The organism is Gaetbulibacter sp. M240 (assembly GCF_043876815.1).
Lineage (GTDB): Bacteria > Bacteroidota > Bacteroidia > Flavobacteriales > Flavobacteriaceae > Gaetbulibacter_A.
The window spans coordinates 45399-64083 of the sequence record NZ_JBAWKA010000004.1; the positions used below are offsets into that span (position 1 = coordinate 45399).

Genomic DNA, 18685 nt, shown 5'->3' on the forward strand with positions numbered 1-18685 from the left:
TAGCTTTTTGGGAGAATTTAGCACATTTTTTTTACTTTTATCAGGGCATAAATTTTCAGGCATAGCAAAAGAGTTACGGTTGTAAATGAAACCTTAAAAAGTAAAAAAGATCAAGTTGAATTTTAGTTCTGAAAAGCTATTTTTTTATGAGTGTTTTAAGCGGAAAACATATACTTTTAGGAATTACTGCCGGAATAGCCGCTTACAAAACAGCTTCATTAGTACGTCTTTTTATTAAAGCTGGTGCCCAGGTTAAGGTTGTAATGACGCCTGCTGCTAAAGATTTTATTACTCCGCTTACCCTTTCAACTTTATCAAAAAATCCTGTTGTTTCTTCCTTTACTCATGAAGAGGATGATAATGCCGTTTGGAATAATCATGTGGAATTAGGCCTTTGGGCCGACTTATTTATTATCGCACCGGCTACGGCAAACACCCTGTCTAAAATGGCTCATGGTACTAGCGATAATATTTTGTTGGCTACCTATCTCTCGGCAAAATGTCCGGTCTATTTTGCTCCCGCCATGGATTTAGACATGTATAAACATCCGTCTACCTTAGATTCCTTCAAAACTTTAAAATCCTTTGGAAATATAATGATCCCAGCTGCCAGCGGAGAACTTGCTAGTGGCTTGGTTGGCGAGGGTCGTATGGCAGAGCCCGAGGATATTGTAAGTTTTATAGAATCTGATATTCTTAAAAAACTTCCGCTCCGCGGAAATAAAATTCTCATTACAGCTGGTCCTACCTACGAAGCTATTGATCCTGTTCGGTTTATTGGAAATCATTCCAGTGGTAAAATGGGATTTGAGATCGCAAAAGTGGCGGCAGATTTTGGAGCCGAGGTTTTTTTAATATCTGGTCCAACCCACCAAAAAGTACATCATAGTTTGATTACAGTTATCCCGGTTACCAGTGCTTCCGAGATGTACCAGGCAGTTCATGAGTATTTCGAGGAGGTGGATATTGCCATACTTTCTGCAGCCGTTGCCGATTTTAAACCAAAAGATATAGCATCTCAGAAAATAAAGAAGACCGATGCAGCGTTAACTTTAGAGTTGGAAAAAACTCAGGATATTCTAGCCTCACTCGGAAAAATCAAAAAACATCAGTATTTGGTTGGTTTTGCTTTGGAAACTAATAATGAACTGGAGAATGCAAAAGATAAGCTTGAGCGTAAAAATTTAGATTTAATTGTATTAAATTCGTTAAACGATCCCGGCGCAGGTTTTAAGAGCGACACGAATAAGATAACACTTATTGATAAAGCAAAACTAATTCAGAGCTTTGAATTAAAATCAAAATCTGAGGTGGCTAGAGATATATTAAATAAAATTATTGGTGATTTACATGCGTAACATTTTACTTCTTTTTACTTGTTGTATTTTTTGGATGAGTCAGGCTCAGGAACTCAATTGTAAAGTGGTTGTAAATGCTCAGTTAACGGGCAACGAAAACTTCCCCATTTTTAAAACCTTGGAAAAGCAACTCAACGAGTTTATCAATAATACAAAGTGGTCCAACAAAACCTTTTTACCGCAGGAACGTATTGATTGTACAATGTTTATTAATATCAAAAATTACAGTGGTGAAAGTTTCCAAGCCTCACTTCAGGTGCAATCCTCAAGGCCGGTTTATGGTTCTACCTTTAGTACGCCTGTTTACAATTTTAACGATAACGATTTTAATTTTCGCTATTTAGAGTTTCAAAATCTATTGTATAGTCCAACCCAGTTTCAGTCCAATTTAGTGTCAATGTTGGCCTTTCATATTAATATTATATTGGCCTTAGATGCAGAGTCTTTTGCACCTAACGGCGGATCGCCATACTTTACACAAGCTCAGGTTATCACCAATTATTCTCAACAAAGTAATTTTACAGGCTGGAGGGTCGAAGATGGTTTGCAGAGTCGGTTTATACTCATCGATAACCTGTTATCACCAACCTTCAAAGAATACCGTCAAGTAATGTATGATTATCATCGAAAAGGTTTAGATGTTATGAGTAGTAATGTTAAAGAGGGAAAAGAACAAATAGCTGCTAGTTTGCAAGAACTTAAGGCCATGAATAGTAGACGGCCTAATTCCTTTCTTCTCAGAACTTTTTTTGATGCCAAGGCCGATGAAATTCAGCAAATATTCTCTGATGGGCCAAAGGTAAACATCGCAACCTTAAAGGAAACACTTCAAAGAATTGCACCTACTTATAATAGTAAGTGGCAAAATATCAGCTATTAATAAAAATTAAAACCATTATGTTGAGTGCACTTTCAATTAAAAACTACGCTTTAATAGATAACCTTCAAGTTGATTTTAATGACGGTTTTTCGATCATCACCGGAGAAACCGGTGCCGGGAAATCGATATTACTGGGCGGGTTATCACTTATTTTAGGAAAGCGAGCCGACTTAAGCAGTTTGAAAAACCCCGAGGAAAAGTGTGTTATCGAAGCCGTTTTTAGAATAGAAAGTTACCAATTACAAGAGCTGTTTAAATCCGAAGATTTGGATTATGAGGATCAAACCATCATCCGTCGTGAAATTTTGCCCTCAGGTAAATCAAGAGCTTTCGTAAATGATACCCCCGTAAATCTAACTAGTTTACAACTTTTGGGTGATCGTTTGGTAGACATCCATTCGCAACATGAGACGCTACAATTAACACATGACGATTACCAGTTCCGGGTGATTGATGCTTTAGCAGATAATTCGGTTTTATTGGAATCCTATGCTAAAGAGCTGGTTGCTTTCAAGGCCATGAAAAATGAATTGAAAGAATTAATTGCATTTCAGGCTGAAGCTATTAAAGAGCAGGATTATAATACCTTTTTATTGAACGAATTGGTGGAAGCTAATCTGGTAGAGGGCGAGTTGGAAGCTCTGGAGGAAGAGTATGAGACACTTAATAACATGGAAGTTATTAAGGAAAAACTGGCTGAGGCCTACCAGGCATTAAGTGATGATCAGGTGGGAATTTTATCCGGTTTAACGGCATTAAAGAATACCTTACAGAAATTGAGTCAGTATGCTTCAAAATATCAGGATATTTTTGAACGGGTTAAAAGTAGTTTAATTGAACTTGATGATTTATTCACAGAGGTGGATAACATGCAGGATGGTTTGGAAGCAGACCCGAGTCGACTCGAAACAGTCGATGCGAAATTAAAGACATTGCATAATTTAATGCAGAAGCATGTAGCAGAAAATGTTTCGGAGTTGATTGCCATCCGAAATACTTTAGACGATAAAGTATTTGAAACACAAAATTTGGATGAGCGCATAAAGAAAAAAGAAGAAGCGCTTCAAAGTCAAAAAAATAAATTGGATCAGCTTGCTGAAACGATTCACAACAACAGGGAGGCTGTGGTACCGGAGCTTAAAGATAAATTAGAGCGTATTCTGGCCGATCTAGGGATGCCTAATGCACAGTTCAAGATACAGTTGTCTTTAACTGAAACGTTTTACAATAATGGCAAGGACGATATCTCATTTTTATTTTCAGCAAATAAAGGCGGGCATTTTAACGTCCTAAAAAAAGCAGCTTCCGGAGGTGAATTATCTCGGATCATGTTGGCTATCAAATCTATTTTGGCACAATATATTCAGCTTCCTACCATTATGTTTGATGAAATTGATACAGGAGTTTCAGGAGAGATTTCAAATAAAATGGGGGATATCATGCTCGATATGAGCAAGACCATGCAGGTTTTTTCTATTACTCATTTACCACAAATTGCAGCCAAGGGACATTCGCATTTTAAAGTCTACAAAGATGATGTAAATGAAGTGACTCAAACTAATTTAGTGAAATTAAATCATGATGAGCGTATTGTGGAGATCGCCCAGATGCTTGGCGGTAAAGACATGTCTTCGTCCGCCATTGCGCATGCTAAAGAATTGCTGAACTGAAAACCAATAAAAGCTTGAGTTTTAAACTAGAAGTTTAGTATTTTTGGACTCGAATTAAAAGACTAACCAACATTTAAATAAACTTTATACTATGTATAACTTATTAAAAGGAAAAAAAGGGATCATTTTTGGCGCATTGGATTCAAACTCCATTGCCTGGAAAACGGCAGAGCGTGTTCATGAAGAAGGCGGTGAGTTTGTTTTAACGAATGCACCGGTAGCGATGCGTATGGGGCAAATCAATGAATTGGCTGAAAAAACGGGTTCTCAGATCATTCCGGCCGATGCAACCTCTATTGAAGACCTTCAAAACCTGATCGAAAAGTCAATGGAAATTCTTGGAGGAAAAATTGATTTTGTTTTACATTCCATTGGAATGTCCATTAATGTTCGTAAAGGAAAACATTACACAGACCAGAACTACGACTGGACCCAAAAAGGAACAGATGTTTCTGCGATGTCATTTCATAAATTAATGCAAACGCTTTATAAGGCTGATGCTATGAACGAGTGGGGTAGTATTGTAGCACTTACCTACATGGCTGCACAACGTGTTTTTCCAGATTATAACGATATGGCTGACAATAAAGCCTATTTGGAGAGCATTGCCCGTAGTTTTGGGTATTTCTTCGGAAGAGATAAAAGAGTGCGTGTAAATACTATTTCGCAGTCACCAACACCTACAACTGCCGGTAGTGGTGTAAAAGGTTTTGATGGTTTTATCGCTTACGCGGAAAAAATGTCGCCTTTGGGGAATGCCACAGCTTTAGATTGTGCTAATTATACCGTTACCTTGTTTAGTGATTTAACCAAGCGTGTTACCTTACAAAACCTTTATAATGATGGTGGTTTTAGTAATATGGGAGTAAGCGATGCTGTGATGGCAACATTTACAGGAGAAGACGAATAATATCTGATGATAATATAATCAAGCCACCGTTTTAACGGTGGCTTTTTTGTTACTTTTGCGATATGAATTTAGAGTTGTCTTTTATTATTCCGGTTTACAATAGGCCACAAGAGGTCGAGGAGTTATTGGAAAGTTTTACCAGGCTCGAAACGACTTCTAATTATGAAATTGTTATTGTTGAAGATGGCTCAAACATTTCCTCAGAGGCCGTAGTTTATTCCTATGCATCACGACTAAATATTTCCTATTACTTTAAAGCAAATTCTGGTCCTGGCGATTCCCGAAATTACGGAATGTCCAAGGCTAAGGGGAATTACTTTATTATTTTAGATTCGGATTGTGTTTTACCCTCGGATTATATCGATCAGGTTGAAGCCGGATTAAAAGCTGATTATGTTGATTGTTTTGGTGGACCTGATGCGGCACATGACGATTTTAGCAACTTACAAAAGGCTATTAATTTTGCTATGACAGCTTTTATGAGCACGGGTGGTATTCGTGGCGGTAAAAGAGGTGTGGGTAAATTTCAACCTAGAAGTTTCAATATGGGCTTATCAAGAAAGGCCTTTGAAGCTACCGGAGGTTTTGGAAAAATTCATCCGGGTGAAGATCCTGATCTGTCCATTCGTTTGTGGCACTTAGGCTTTAAAACAAAACTGATTTCTGAAGCCAAAGTTTTTCATAAACGTCGCATTTCATGGTATAAATTTCACACGCAGGTCTTTAAGTTTGGTCAGGTTAGGGCTATTTTAAACCAGTGGCATCCCGAAACCAAAGCAATAACTTATTGGTTTCCCAGTTTGTTTTGTATCGGGTTTATTGTTGCTATTATTTTGTTATTTTTTCAATTTAATTGGCTGTTCTTTCTTTATGTGGTATATTTTGGCTTAGCATTTATTAATTCTCTTTGGACAACAAAAAATATCGTGGTATCTTTTATGAGCTTGATCGCTATTGCAGTTCAATTTTTCGGCTACGGCTATGGGTTTTTAAAAGCAACGTTTTTTATTCGATTTTTAAAAAAAGATCCACAAAAAACATTTCCAAAACTATTTTTTAATTAGTTATGCCAGGAAGAATTAAATCAAAATTGAGGGCTTCTTTAAAGAGTAAAAAAATTAATGTTTTCATTTTATTTTTGATCTCTGCATTTGTGATTTTGCTTTTAAGTAAACTCTCAAAGCAACATACCAATACTCTGGTTTTTGGTATTGAAAGATTAAACGTGCCTCCAGAAAATGTAATTTTGAATGATAGCACACGGGTTTTGAGTTTAACCTTAAAGACCCATGGTTTTAAATGGCTTAAATATTATTTGAATGAACCAAGTATTAAGATCGATTTTAGCAAAGATGTTCTTAAAAAAGATTCATCATTCATTTGGACCAGATCTCTCTCTTATTTGAAAAACACACAGTTTGATAGTCAGGTTCAGTTGTTGGAGATGTCTCCGGACACATTGTATTTCAAGTTTGATGTGAATGAGGTTAAGAAGGTTCCGATTAGTGTTAATTCAGATCTTAAATTTAGTCTTGGGTTTGATTTAGAGAGTCCTTTGGTTTCCAACCCTGATTCGATAACCATTGTAGGGCCTAAAGCTTTAGTAGATTCCATTTACCAGATCCCCACAAATGATTTTTCTTTGAAGGATGTTAAAACTGATATTGACCAGAAAGTGGGATTAGAATTACCAAACGATGATAATTTGAAATTTTCACATCGTGCCGTTAAGGTTCAGGCTACGGTTGGGAAATTTACCGAAGGAACTGTAAAAGTGCCAGTGAATCTGGTGAATGTTCCAGACTCTTTGGATATTAAATATTTCCCTAAAGTGGTTGTAGTATCCTATTATGTGAGTTTAACCGAGTTCAATAATGTTAAGGCACAGGATTTTAGGATAGAGTGTGATTTTAATAAGGTTGCTAAAAATCAATCCGTGTTAATTCCAGAATTAGTAACTACCAGTGAACTGGTTAAAAATGCTAAAATTAACCAGAGTCGAATTGAATTTATTGTTACCGAATGATAATAGTTGGACTTACAGGGGGAATTGGAAGCGGTAAAACTACCGTAGCTAAAATGTTCAAGAAGTTGGGTATTCCGATCTATATTGCAGATAAAGAAGCTAAAAAGCTTATGCGAAACTCAAAGATCATTCAAAGAAAACTGAAGGCCTTATTTGGAACTGAAGCATACATAAATAATGAACTAAACAAACCTTTTATAGCTGAACGTATTTTTAGCGACAAATCACTTTTGGAAAAAATGAATGCCATAGTTCATCCCAAAGTTACCAGACATTTTGAAAAATGGGTAAATAAACAAAATGCTCCCTATGTTATTAAAGAAGTGGCTATATTATTTGAAACGGGGGGCTATAAACAATGTGATTTTGTAATAACTGTCACAGCTCCAAAATCGGTAAAAACGGATCGATTAATGCAGCGTGATAACACTACTGAAGAGAAAATCGAGGCTATCATGAATAATCAATGGACAGATGATAAACGATTGAATCTCACAGATTTCACCATAAAAAATATCAATCTAGAGGATACTAGATCTCAAGTTTTTGACGTTCATCAACAAATTCTACAGAAAATTTAGCACCACATCCTCGAAAGCATTTGTTAAGGTAAGGTTAAAAGCTAAATTTATAAATGTTAAAATGTTAATTTTGAGCAATGAGCAAACGGAAATTTTTCTTACTGATTGTTTTAATGAGTTTGTCTTTAATAGGAATAATTTCTATTCAGGCTTATTATATTAACGGTTCGGTCAAGAATGAAAAAGACCGTTTCAAGGACAACGTAAAAACAGCCTTGTATTATGTTTCGAATACCATTCAAAAGCGTGAATATTCGGAGTATGTGTATAAATTGCAGGATCTCATTTCGAATGATGCTGTCGTAGATACAGCTTCAATTCGTAATTTATATGTTGTTCAGGAAAATAGAGACTCTAAGGAAACGGTTGTATATCGTTTAGGTAATTTGGAGGAAAACTATAAGTTTAGCTCACCGCTCTTTGACATTGGTTTAGATACCTTAAGCGTAAAACGTATTTACAACGATCGGGAAACTAAAGTGTATAAGGATATTGGCAACAACACGAATGATGCTGATTTAAGTATGCAGCAAAAATTGCTGATTCTCGATAAGATTTCTAGTACTGACGAAATCTTATTTGAAGATGTTTACAAAGATCTGGCGCCCAGGCAGCCCATTAGAAAGCGGGTTTCTGAAAAGGAAATTAAGGATTTACTTAAAAAAAAGCTTCATGATCTAGACATAGATATCGACTTTCAGTTTGCTATTTATGGAAACGATTTAGCTACTAAAGTTCAAAGCGAGGACTTTGAATATGAAAAGGCCTCAACCTTTTCTGTTCCCATCTTTCAGAATCAAAATGATGGAAGTCCTTACAAACTTTTGGTAAATTTCCCTGATGATAGTAAATTTATACTGTCGAGTATTATAGGAATGATATTGATGTCCGTAATTTTCACATCCATTATCATTATTGCATACTCAAGTGCGCTTTATCAGTTAATGAAACAACGTAAGATTTCTGAAATTAAATCTGACTTCATTAATAATATGACACATGAATTTAAAACACCTATTGCAACTATTAATCTGGCTTTAGATTCTATTCGGAATCCAAAGATAATTGGTGATCAGGAAAAGGTAATGCGTTACCTTAGAATGATAAAAGAGGAAAATAAGCGGATGCACGCGCAAGTTGAAAACGTATTAAGGATATCTAAACTAGAAAAGAACGAACTAAATATTAGTAAGGATAGGGTGGAGTTACACGACTTAATTTACGATGCCATAACCCATGTAGAGTTGATCGTTGAAGACCGAAAAGGCTATGTTAAAACGCATTTGGAAGCGGAACAAAGTACTGTTTTAGCCAACGAAACACACTTTACTAATGTTATCGTAAACATTTTGGATAATGCCATAAAATACTCACCTGAGGCACCTAAAATTGATGTTTATACAGAAAACATTGGAACTAATATTTTATTAAAAATTAAAGACCAGGGAAGTGGTATGAGTAAAGCTGCTGCCAAACGGGTGTTCGAAAAGTTTTATAGAGAACATACCGGAAACATACATAACGTTAAAGGTCATGGGCTAGGTTTAGCTTACGTGAAACGTATTGTTGATGACCATCAGGGTTATGTATCTGTTGAAAGTGAAAAAGACAAAGGAAGTACTTTTACAATCAGGCTTCCGCTAATATCATAATTATGGAAGAGCACAAAAAAAGAATTTTACTAGTAGAAGATGACCCGAATTTTGGAACCGTCCTCAAGGACTATTTGATCATGAATGACTATGATGTCACGCATGCAAAAAATGGTATGGAAGGTTTCGAGAAATTCAAAAAAGATGATTTTGATCTGTGTATCCTGGACGTGATGATGCCTTATAAGGATGGTTTCACACTGGCCAAGGAGATTAGAGAGAAAAACAACGACGTTCCTATTGTGTTCTTAACGGCTAAAACCATGAAGGAAGATGTACTTAAAGGTTATAAAGTAGGTGCAGATGACTATTTGAATAAGCCTTTTGATAGTGAAGTTCTACTAATGAAAATTAAAGCTATCATGCAACGTAAGGCTACCGAATCTATTTCGGATAGTAAACAATTTCAGTTTAAAATTGGAAATTTCGAACTTAATTCGAAATTACGTTTTCTCAGTTTTAATGGCGGTGATCCTGTAAAACTTTCGCCGAAAGAAAATGAATTATTACGTTTATTAGCCCTTCATGAAAATGATTTAATGCCGCGAGAGTTGGCTTTAACTAAAATTTGGCGCGATGATAATTATTTTACGTCGCGAAGTATGGATGTATACATTGCGAAACTACGTAAGTATTTAAAACCGGATGATAAGGTAGAGATTCTTAATATTCATGGTGAAGGATTCCGACTCGTGGTAAATGACTAAGAAGAAATACAGAATAAATAAAAACCCGGGGCTTTACATTGTAACACCTCGGTTTTTTTATTCTGTTTATTAGATCCGTTGCACTAACCAAGCCTTAAAATCGTAAAAATTTTGTGGTGCAACCCCATGACCAACAGGGTATTCTTTATAAACGTTTTTAATATTTAAACTTTCTAAAAACATTGGTGTTTGTCGTGCCCATTCAACCAAGATTACCTGATCAGAACTTCCGTGTGAACAGTAAAAATCCAAATGACTGTAGTCTTCAGAATTTAAAGACTTTGGTATTATTTCCTGATTAATATAACCGCTTAAGGCAATAATATTTTTTATCTTCTCCGGATAGGTTAGGGCTACGGCATAACTCAAAATAGTTCCCTGGCTAAAACCTAAAAGAGTTATGTTATTTTTATCTACCGGATAGGCATCAATAACTTCATCTATAAAAACATTGATAAGATCACGAGATTCTCTTGCCTGTTCATTATTACTCCATTTTCCCCGCTCTGCATCGAAATTAATGGCATACCAAGCATTTCCAAAAGGTTGCATGGGATACGGTGCGCGAACTGAAATAATGAACAGGGATTCTGGTAATTCGTTCGCAAATGAAAAGAGATCGTTCTCGTCGCTACCATAACCGTGAAACATGATGAGCAACGGTGCATTTTTTTCTAAAGATGACGGTCTGGTAATATGGTAAAGTGATAAATTGTCTGACATCATTATTTACCTAGGTTTGCAAATAATTTTTGATACAGCGGTCCAAGTAAGGGCACCGGATGTGCTTTTTTAGCTAAAGCACTTCCAAAACCATAGATAAACAATACTGCAAAAAACAAATAAAAACCGGAAGTAACATACCAACTGTCAAAAACTCCAATAATATAGCCTAAAGCATAAAAGGTAAGCCAAAGACCCAGAGACTGTCTGACATGGAAGCTGGTGAAGGCACTTTTATTCTGAGGCTCATTATTCATAAAATAGGCTACTATAACTCCGATTATAGTTAAATAGCTTACTACAGCATAAGTTTTCCCTTTTTCTATATCTTTAGTTGTCATCTTAAATTGCGTTTAAAGCTAGCCGATTTTTTGATATAATGCCGTAAACGGCTCCTTTGAGAACCTCATTTTCAAAAATCGCATTCTTTGATTTTGAAACGATGTTTTCTTTTGAAAATGTCTCTTTACCATCCGGGTTGAATAGCGTGATATCAGCTTCATTTCCTTCATTAATAGGTGCCTTTATTATTCCAAACCTTTCCCTGCCTTGTGTTAGTAATTGTATGGTCTTTTTTAGAGTAAAAAGTTTTTGAAGCGCTCCAAAAGAACTTTCGAGGCCAATGGTTCCAAAGGCGGCGTGGTCGAATTCAATTTTCTTCAATTCGATATCAATAGGATTATGATCACAGGTTACCATATCGATCGTGCCATCTTTTAATCCTTCAATTAAAGCGTCTGTATCCGTTTTAGTTCGTAATGGCGGAAGAACCTTAAAATTGGTATTATATTCTGTTAATGCCTTATCTGTAAAATATAAGTTATGAACAGCAACACTACAGGTAACATCTAATTTTTTCTTTTTAGCCTCCCGTATTAATTCCAAAGAAGCCATTGTTGAAATTGTAGGAATATGAAGCTTTCCTCCGGTATATTCAAGAATAAACAGGTCTCGAGTTACATGCAGAGCTTCGGCAAGAGCCGGAATACCTTTTAAACCCAATCGAGTACTGGTTTCATTTTCATTCATAACACCCTGTCCCGCTATTTTATCTTCCTGAGGAAAGGAAAAAACCAAACCATCAAAATTACTGGCATATTGAAGCGCAATTTTTAATAGGTTCGGGTTCCTTACTGCTTTTTTATAATCATAGAAAGCTACAGCGCCCGCACTATGCATATCAAAAAGTTCTGCAAGATCTACACCTTCACTTTTAGTGGTAAGTGCTCCTATGGGCAACAAACTCACAGGATTATGGGAGGCTTTGGAACTTACAAAGCTAATATCAGAACTAGAATCCATTATCGGGTGAGTATTCGGGTTTAAACCTACGCTTGTAAAACCAGATCTTGCAGCCGTTTTTAAACCATTTAAAATGGTTTCACGTTCTTCAAAACCGGGCTCTCCAAAACTTACGCTACTATCAAACCAACCCTGCGATATATGTAAGTTTTCGCGTTTTATTTCTTGAATATTTTCAGGGTTTTTGATAGAGGGTGCAATCTTTTTAATGATGCCATTTTCAATTAAAATATCTTGGGTTGAATTGTGAAATTCACTTTCCGGATCTATAATAGTGGCGGCTTTTAGAAGTATATTCATTTAAAATATTTTAAGATTGCCATTTCAATAATCAAAAGTGCTGCTGCAAAAATAACAAACCATTTCCACAAGGCATTCATTTTTGTTTCACTTTTTATATTATCGAAGGCTTTTTCAATGGTGTTACTTAAGTTGATATCTTTTAGGTTTGAAAGGTCTTGATAACGCATTGAGCTTTCGTTTCTGCTATAATTGAAGCTGACATGTTTCAAAATTTCGGTCCTGTTTTTTACCGCATAAATTCCCGCAAAATCAGGAATGTCATTAGTGTTAATACGTACTTTGGTATTATAATATTGTTGTTGAGGTATTACGGAATGTTGATCATTTTCAAGTTTAAGGATCGCATCCTGACCTAAATTCACAGTGACATCAAAACTATTATTTTGCCCAATAAGCATATACAAACTAGGTATTTTCAAACCATATTTTGCCATATTGTAAAAGGTAGGAACTATGAGTGGTGAACTTTTAAAATTGGAGTTCATGTTTTCTAATGAAGCGGTAAATAATGATAGTTTATCTTTGTTGATCAAAAAGGGTTTCCCGTCCTCATATTCTAAAGCCGTAGCACCCCGCGAATTCAAAAGCTCAAAAAATCCATTTACTTTTGGGTACTGAAAATTACGTACTTCCTTTTCAAAAACTCCCCGGTTATAAAGAGGATGATTATAGTTGATAGAAGTAATGCGTTTTTCAGTATCATTGAATTGTTTAAGGTTTAAATCAAAAGCATTCAAAAAAGCATTATAACTTGTTATTTCGGAATTTATAGAAGGTATAATAGTTACGGCACCACCTTCAGTTAAAAAAGTCCTAAGTGCCGAAGCTAATGTAACTGGAATGCTTTCTAACTCATTTAACACAATCAGATTCTGAGAACTTATAAGGCTATAATCTAATTGGGATTCGGAGGTTGTAATGAGGTTAAATTCATCATCGGTGTAAATACGTCTTAAATAGTCGTCATTATCATTGCTAATAGCTAATACACTGGTTTTTATGGGTTCATTGATATTAAAGAACAGAGTATTATCAAATTGTAAACTGTTATCATTTACGGTTAATATTCCCTGAATCGGTTTATTCGCTGGAATTGTAAAAACGGCCTCAGAGGTTTCATTAAGGTTAACAGCCGTTTTGGCTATAAGTTTTTCATTGTCGAATAATGAAAGTGGAACGGCCTCGGTGGTATTTCCATTGTCACTTAATCGAACATGTAGATTCAAATTTTCAAAGTTTTCATTTGAAATAAACGCAGTATCGATAGCTATATTTCTAATATTTTCCGCTTTAAGCGGAATCAAAAACAGTGTTATATTGTTATCGTGTTTGAAGTTTGAAGCATTTCCATCATCTTGAAAATCTGAAATAAAAATAATATTCTTTAGACTACTACTGTTCTTACTAAATAACGCTTTGGCTTTTAGCAATGCTGCTTCAGGCGAAAGTATTGAAGCCGTATGGTCTATTTCTAAGAGGTCATTCTTAATCGCATTTATTGAGGTATTTCTGAAAATTTCATTATTGGTAATTAATGAAAAAGAAACATCTTCAGGTACGGTACTCACTAAATCTTGAACAGCACGTTTTAGTAGTGGGCCTCTGTTGCCGTTGGCCTGCATACTGAATGAATTATCTAAATAGATAACAGTTTCTGTTTTTATATTTGCGTTGTGCTTTGGACTAGTAAAGGGTTGTGCAAATGCAAAAATAAGACCGGTTAAAGCTAGTAATCTTGTGGCAAGGATTAACCATTTTTTTAATTGCGAACTTTTTCTGGTTTGCATGATGGCTTTTTTTAATATAGCCACATTCGTAAAGCGTTCTTTTTTAAATCTTCGAAGCTGAAATAAATGAATAATGATTGGGATGAGCAGTAAAAATAAGGCGTAAAGAAGTTCGGGGTGTTTAAACTGCATCTCTTTTTAGATTTGTCAAATATAGAAAATGAAAATGAATTTTATTTCGTAATCGTCAAATTAACACACGAAAATATAGTCCTTTATGGATTTTAATTCTAAAGTATCTAAATAATTCCTGATTTGCTTTTGTGCACTGGAATTTGCGACGGTAATAATACTCTGTGGGTTTTTTATACTTTGAAGCATCTGGAAAGATTTCATGGTTTGCCCATAAATAGTTTTTCCAATTTTTTTTGGGTTGTCGCAGACCCAGTCAAAAGGAACCTTCCTTTTTATCAAATATTTGGCAATTTCTTTTCCTTTATAACCGGCACCCCAGATTACTAATTGTTTTTTGGGATTGTGATCGACAGCCAAAAAATACTTCATTTTAATGGCTAAAAAATAATTTTGCGCGTAGTGTATATGAGTTCTCGAAGTTCTTGTGCTGTAGTCGCGCCAAAAATGTAAAACGTTATCGCAAGGGATGCATTTGAACCCGGCCTGATAGAAACGAAATGTGAGATCATAATCTTCAGGATAATCATCATGATCAAAGGCGCCTACCTGTAATAGGTCATCCTTGTAGGCCATCCAATTGGGAGAAGGAATGACGCACTCTTTGTAAATTTCAGTAAAATTCGCACCACTTTGGGTTAAGCGGTTTAACCAATTTTCATAACGCTTATAACCAGGATTTACACCGTGCTCGGCAAAATATTTCACCTGTCCAACCGCAATATGTTTTCGCCCATATTTCTGTAAATTTTGCACCAATATTTCCAGTTTATCTGGCGTCATGATATCATCGCTATCCATGCGGGTAATAAATTTACCTTTACTATTTTTAAAGGCTAATCGAAGGGCCTCTATGATCCCTTCACCTGAATTTTTAAAAAGGCGTATTCGAGAGTCTGTTTTAGCAAATTTTTCAACAATGGCATAACTATCGTCTGAAGAATGGTCATCCACAATAAGCAATTCCCAATGGCTATAAGTCTGATTTAGAATAGACTCCAAGCAGGCTTCTAAAAAAGAAGAAGTATTCTTAAAAGGAGTCAATATACTTACTACTGGATGCCGCATTTGCGAATATACGAAATCATCAATTTAACAAAACCTTAAGAATAAGCTTTGTAACATAATAGTATTTTGCAGGTCATAAAACATTATAATTTTAAACTTTTTTCATGAAAACCAAAGCGCTCGCTATTTTATTCGCAGGATTGTTGGTGGTAAGTTGTAACTCAACGAAGTCAGTGAGTAACGATCTTGCAAATGTAATTCCTATCGAAACTTCTATTAATATAACTCAAGTCTCTAACGACAAAGTACCAGTGACCGTAGATCCGGGACGTTTCACTGCGAATACGGTAACTTTTCGTTTACCTAAGGTTGTTCAGGGTACATATTCCATAAGTAATTTTGGTAAGTATATCGACGATTTTAAAGCGCTTGATTATTCAGGAAACGAAATACCTGTGGATCGCCTAGATGATAACACCTGGACCATTTCAAACGCTAAGAATTTAGATAAGTTAAGTTATTGGGTAAATGACACCTACGACCAGGAAGAGGTCGGAGGCATTGGTTATGAAGTTCCTTTTTCGCCTAGCGGAACAAATATTGAATCAGACGCATATATCCTTAATTTACACGGGTTTGTAGGTTACTTTGAGTCCTTACAAAACCATCCATATAAGATCGATATTACAGTGCCATCTGATTTTGAAAGAACTTCTGCACTTCCTAAAAGCTCTGAAAAACCAAGTGCTGATGGAAAATCAATTACAACCACCTATCTGGCCAACAGGTATTTTGATGTAACTGACAACCCAATGATGTTCGGCAAACATGATGTGGAAGAATTTATGGTAGGTAATATAAAAATTGTGTTGGGCGTTTATTCTCCCTCCAAAAATCATTCGGCAGCTTCTTTAAAAAATACTGTTTATAAGATGATGCAGGCCCAAAAAGCCTTTTTAGGTCCTATTAACTCGACTCAGGAATATCATATCTTTTTATACCTATCGAAAGGAACCGATGGTTATGCCAAAGGCTATGGCGCTTTAGAGCATCATACCTCTACTGTTGTGGTATTTCCCGATGAATACTCGAATGAGGGCCTGTCCAGTAGTATGATAGATGTAGTATCTCATGAGTTTTTTCATATTGTAACGCCACTTTCGGTACACTCAGAGGATATTCAATATTTTAATTATAACAACCCTACTTTTTCCAAACATTTATGGATGTATGAGGGCGTGACGGAATATTTTGCAAATCTTTTTCAGGTAAATCAAGGCCTTATCGATGCGTCTTCTTTCTATAAAAAAATAATGGATAAAATTAGTTATTCTAAACAGTTGGATGATGCAATGAGTTTTACTATTATGAGCGAGAATGTTTTAAAAGCGCCGTATAAAGATCAGTACTTGAATGTCTACCAGAAAGGGGCCTTAATTGGCATGTGTATCGATATTATTATGCGGAATGAAAGTGACGGACAACGTGGTATTTTATCATTGATGAAGCAACTTTCAGAAAAATATGGAAAGGACAAACCTTTCAATGATGAAAAAATTATCGATGAAATAATTTCGATGACTTATCCAGCTTTAAAACCTTTCTTTTATGATCACGTAATAGGAGATGTTCCTATAAATTATAATAACTATTTGTCTAGGGTTGGATTAAAAATCGGAGAAGGCAAAGTAGAAACGGGATATGTACAAAATGGGTCGGAATTAATTTTGGCCGGAAATGCGCAAACTGGTGACATCTTTTTTACTGAGGCTGTAAACGATAATAGTTTTTGGCATGATGCCGGAGCAGAGGCTAATGATGTTATAAAGCGTATTAATGGAAAAGAAATGACCATGCAAAATGCAAATGATATTTTAAATAGTGTCGTGGCCTGGACTCCGGGACAAGAGGTTGAGGTGAGTTTGGAACGCGATGGAAAACCTGTAGAGATAAAAACTACGGTTACCAAGTCCTATACAAACGGTACGGGTATTGTGGATATGGAGGAAGTTACACCTCGCCAAAGTAAGATCCGTGAAGCTTGGTTAAAGGGCTAAAATTATTTTCTAAAAATATAAAAAGGCGGAAATCAATATGATTTCCGCCTTTTTTTTCTGAATTTATAAGTTTAATACTTGGCCGATTTTTCCGGATTCATAGTAGATTTTATAAAAGCTCTCAGATCGTTAGTGGATTTTTCCAGATCATCCTTTCTAATATAAAACATATGTCCGGAACGATACCCTTTGAATGTAAAGCGGTCTTTTAATTTACCGCTAGGGTCTATCTGGCCCATGGTGTATTTTGCAGCAAAATAGGTCGTAGCACCATCATAGTATCCAGATTGAATCAAGACGTTTAAGTAAGGGTTTTGGGCCATGGCTTGCCTTAGTTCATCACGAACATTATCGTTGCGTCGGTCCCAAGGATTTACACTACCAAACATATTATATTTCACATCGGTTTTAAAGTTTAAAAAACTTCGTACATAATAATTAATAGCTGGCGTAAACGCATGGTTCCAAGTTGTTAGTTCTGGACTATAATCCGGACTAGTACCGGTGTCACGTTTATCAACCCCCAAGTACCTGGAGTCTAATCGCCCAATGGTCATACCTTTAGAATCACGCAAAAGATCTTTCCAGAAGAAACTGGTGGGGACATCCAAATTATTTTGTAAAATGCCCTCTTTGTCCAAGCCGGAATAGTAAGCCATTTTTTCAGCTACATCATTTTTTTCTGTTTCTGAAATCATACCACCCTTTGCTAATGCAGGCATCAAAGTATTTATAGCAAATTCTTCTGCTTGCGGTAAAATATCGGTTAGGTCCTTTTGCTGAAGTTCAGCAGGAAGCATCTTATGGTACCAAGCGGCTGCGGTAAAATAGGGTAGGTTAATAGCCGAATATATTGGCTGACCTGTCCTCAATAATTTATAATCGGCAGGAGATACCATGATAACGCCATTCAAATACATCCATTGGTTGCTTTGAAGCGCTTTGGCCAGCCCCATCACGCGTGTACCACCATAACTCTCGCCAATAATGTATTTCGGTGATTCCCAACGTTGTTTTCGAGTCACAAAAGTATTGATCCATTCTGCCAAGTATTTTATATCGGCATTAATTCCAAAAAAAGTATCCCGGTCAGGAAGTTTTCCGTCTTTATCGGGAATCATTCTGGAAAATCCGGTATTTACTGGGTTTACATAAACGATATCAGCCACATCCAAAATAGAATTTGGGTTATCCCTTAGGCCATACGGTTGTACTGGATATCCGTCTTCATCAATATTCAAAACTTTTGGACCTGTATATCCAATGTGCATCCAAACAGAAGCGGATCCGGGCCCACCATTAAAGGATACGACCAATGGACGCGTGGCGCGATTCTTAACATTATTACGTTCATAATAAGTGTAAAATAATGTCGCTATTGGATTACCGTCCTTGTCCCAGACCGGTTGGGTTCCGGCAGTGGCCGTGTAAGACAAATTTTGCCCGTTAATCATTCCTGTGTGGTTGGTCACCACCATCGTGTCTATCGGAATTTTTCTGGATTGAGAATAGCTCACAAGGCTCGTGAACAAAAAAATTAGAATTAGTCGCATATTATTCATTTTAGGGTTTATAATTACATTTATTCT

General features: G+C 36.0%; 16 protein-coding genes. 10 read left to right on the forward strand and 6 right to left on the reverse strand.

Going from position 1 to position 18685, the window contains the following annotated elements; all coding sequences use genetic code 11:
• Positions 1 to 146 precede the first annotated feature (146 nt).
• The 9 genes from coaBC to V8G61_RS11470 all read left to right on the forward strand — a co-directional run bounded on the left by coaBC (position 147) and on the right by V8G61_RS11470 (position 9784).
• Positions 147 to 1358, forward strand: a complete 1212-nt coding sequence (gene coaBC / locus V8G61_RS11430; protein ID WP_394875835.1) for a bifunctional phosphopantothenoylcysteine decarboxylase/phosphopantothenate--cysteine ligase CoaBC — start codon at positions 147 to 149, stop codon at positions 1356 to 1358.
• A complete protein-coding gene (locus tag V8G61_RS11435; RefSeq protein WP_394875836.1) occupies positions 1351 to 2238 on the forward strand; it encodes a DUF4835 family protein in 888 nt (295 codons plus the stop codon). Before coaBC ends, V8G61_RS11435 begins: the two co-directional genes overlap by 8 nt.
• A gap of 17 nt (positions 2239 to 2255) precedes the next feature.
• Positions 2256 to 3908 (forward strand): DNA repair protein RecN, encoded by a 1653-nt coding sequence (gene recN / locus V8G61_RS11440; RefSeq protein ID WP_394875837.1) that lies wholly within the window; start codon positions 2256 to 2258, stop codon positions 3906 to 3908.
• A 91-nt stretch (positions 3909 to 3999) separates the two neighbouring features.
• Positions 4000 to 4818 carry an enoyl-ACP reductase gene (locus V8G61_RS11445; protein WP_394875838.1) on the forward strand — a complete coding sequence of 273 codons (819 nt, stop codon included), beginning with the start codon at positions 4000 to 4002 and terminating at the stop codon, positions 4816 to 4818.
• Positions 4819 to 4880: 62 nt separating this feature from the next.
• A complete protein-coding gene (locus tag V8G61_RS11450) occupies positions 4881 to 5882 on the forward strand; it encodes a glycosyltransferase (RefSeq protein WP_394875840.1) in 1002 nt (333 codons plus the stop codon).
• Positions 5883 to 5884: 2 nt separating this feature from the next.
• On the forward strand, positions 5885 to 6844 hold the full coding sequence (locus V8G61_RS11455; protein WP_394875841.1) for a YbbR-like domain-containing protein: 960 nt from the start codon (positions 5885 to 5887) through the stop codon (positions 6842 to 6844).
• Entirely contained in the window at positions 6841 to 7425 is a 585-nt protein-coding gene (gene coaE / locus V8G61_RS11460) for a dephospho-CoA kinase (RefSeq protein WP_394875843.1), read from the forward strand. Before V8G61_RS11455 ends, coaE begins: the two co-directional genes overlap by 4 nt.
• Before the next feature lie 77 nt (positions 7426 to 7502).
• Positions 7503 to 9077, forward strand: coding sequence for a sensor histidine kinase (locus V8G61_RS11465; protein ID WP_394875845.1), 1575 nt, complete (start codon positions 7503 to 7505; stop codon positions 9075 to 9077).
• A 2-nt stretch (positions 9078 to 9079) separates the two neighbouring features.
• Positions 9080 to 9784 (forward strand): response regulator transcription factor, encoded by a 705-nt coding sequence (locus V8G61_RS11470; RefSeq protein ID WP_394875847.1) that lies wholly within the window; start codon positions 9080 to 9082, stop codon positions 9782 to 9784.
• A gap of 69 nt (positions 9785 to 9853) precedes the next feature.
• On the opposite strand, the gene V8G61_RS11475 is transcribed toward V8G61_RS11470, so the two are convergent.
• From V8G61_RS11475 to V8G61_RS11495, 5 genes are read right to left on the reverse strand one after another with little or no spacing between them, the layout of a single operon-like run.
• A complete protein-coding gene (locus V8G61_RS11475; protein WP_394875848.1) occupies positions 9854 to 10510 on the reverse strand; it encodes an alpha/beta hydrolase in 657 nt (218 codons plus the stop codon).
• Entirely contained in the window at positions 10510 to 10848 is a 339-nt protein-coding gene (locus V8G61_RS11480; protein WP_394875849.1) for a hypothetical protein, read from the reverse strand. Before V8G61_RS11480 ends, V8G61_RS11475 begins: the two co-directional genes overlap by 1 nt.
• A gap of 1 nt (position 10849) precedes the next feature.
• The gene (locus tag V8G61_RS11485) at positions 10850 to 12109 is read right to left on the reverse strand and encodes a dihydroorotase family protein (RefSeq protein ID WP_394875850.1); all 1260 of its coding nucleotides are present in this window, start codon (positions 12107 to 12109) and stop codon (positions 10850 to 10852) included.
• Positions 12106 to 14031, reverse strand: coding sequence for a BatA domain-containing protein (locus V8G61_RS11490; protein ID WP_394875852.1), 1926 nt, complete (start codon positions 14029 to 14031; stop codon positions 12106 to 12108). Before V8G61_RS11490 ends, V8G61_RS11485 begins: the two co-directional genes overlap by 4 nt.
• Before the next feature lie 60 nt (positions 14032 to 14091).
• Positions 14092 to 15099 carry a glycosyltransferase family 2 protein gene (locus V8G61_RS11495; RefSeq protein ID WP_394875853.1) on the reverse strand — a complete coding sequence of 336 codons (1008 nt, stop codon included), beginning with the start codon at positions 15097 to 15099 and terminating at the stop codon, positions 14092 to 14094.
• A gap of 104 nt (positions 15100 to 15203) precedes the next feature.
• On the opposite strand from V8G61_RS11495, the gene V8G61_RS11500 reads away from it, so the two are divergent.
• A complete protein-coding gene (locus V8G61_RS11500) occupies positions 15204 to 17096 on the forward strand; it encodes a peptidase M61 (protein ID WP_394875855.1) in 1893 nt (630 codons plus the stop codon).
• Positions 17097 to 17167: 71 nt separating this feature from the next.
• Here the strand turns inward: V8G61_RS11500 and V8G61_RS11505 are convergent, their stop codons facing one another.
• A complete protein-coding gene (locus V8G61_RS11505; protein ID WP_394875856.1) occupies positions 17168 to 18658 on the reverse strand; it encodes a S10 family peptidase in 1491 nt (496 codons plus the stop codon).
• Positions 18659 to 18685 lie beyond the last annotated feature (27 nt).

Excerpts from the sequence above, each read along its gene's own strand:
- V8G61_RS11450 (WP_394875840.1), top strand. The coding sequence starts at position 4,881 with ATGAATTTAGAGTTGTCTTTTATTATTCCGGTTTACAATAGGCCACAA.
- V8G61_RS11470 (WP_394875847.1), top strand. The coding sequence starts at position 9,080 with ATGGAAGAGCACAAAAAAAGAATTTTACTAGTAGAAGATGACCCGAAT.
- recN (WP_394875837.1), top strand. The coding sequence starts at position 2,256 with ATGTTGAGTGCACTTTCAATTAAAAACTACGCTTTAATAGATAACCTT.
- V8G61_RS11480 (WP_394875849.1), bottom strand. The coding sequence starts at position 10,848 with ATGACAACTAAAGATATAGAAAAAGGGAAAACTTATGCTGTAGTAAGC.
- V8G61_RS11485 (WP_394875850.1), bottom strand. The coding sequence starts at position 12,109 with ATGAATATACTTCTAAAAGCCGCCACTATTATAGATCCGGAAAGTGAA.
- coaE (WP_394875843.1), top strand. The coding sequence starts at position 6,841 with ATGATAATAGTTGGACTTACAGGGGGAATTGGAAGCGGTAAAACTACC.
- V8G61_RS11455 (WP_394875841.1), top strand. The coding sequence starts at position 5,885 with ATGCCAGGAAGAATTAAATCAAAATTGAGGGCTTCTTTAAAGAGTAAA.
- V8G61_RS11500 (WP_394875855.1), top strand. The coding sequence starts at position 15,204 with ATGAAAACCAAAGCGCTCGCTATTTTATTCGCAGGATTGTTGGTGGTA.
- V8G61_RS11475 (WP_394875848.1), bottom strand. The coding sequence starts at position 10,510 with ATGATGTCAGACAATTTATCACTTTACCATATTACCAGACCGTCATCT.
- V8G61_RS11465 (WP_394875845.1), top strand. The coding sequence starts at position 7,503 with ATGAGCAAACGGAAATTTTTCTTACTGATTGTTTTAATGAGTTTGTCT.
- V8G61_RS11490 (WP_394875852.1), bottom strand. The coding sequence starts at position 14,031 with ATGCAGTTTAAACACCCCGAACTTCTTTACGCCTTATTTTTACTGCTC.
- V8G61_RS11495 (WP_394875853.1), bottom strand. The coding sequence starts at position 15,099 with ATGCGGCATCCAGTAGTAAGTATATTGACTCCTTTTAAGAATACTTCT.
- V8G61_RS11505 (WP_394875856.1), bottom strand. The coding sequence starts at position 18,658 with ATGAATAATATGCGACTAATTCTAATTTTTTTGTTCACGAGCCTTGTG.
- V8G61_RS11445 (WP_394875838.1), top strand. The coding sequence starts at position 4,000 with ATGTATAACTTATTAAAAGGAAAAAAAGGGATCATTTTTGGCGCATTG.
- coaBC (WP_394875835.1), top strand. The coding sequence starts at position 147 with ATGAGTGTTTTAAGCGGAAAACATATACTTTTAGGAATTACTGCCGGA.
- V8G61_RS11435 (WP_394875836.1), top strand. The coding sequence starts at position 1,351 with ATGCGTAACATTTTACTTCTTTTTACTTGTTGTATTTTTTGGATGAGT.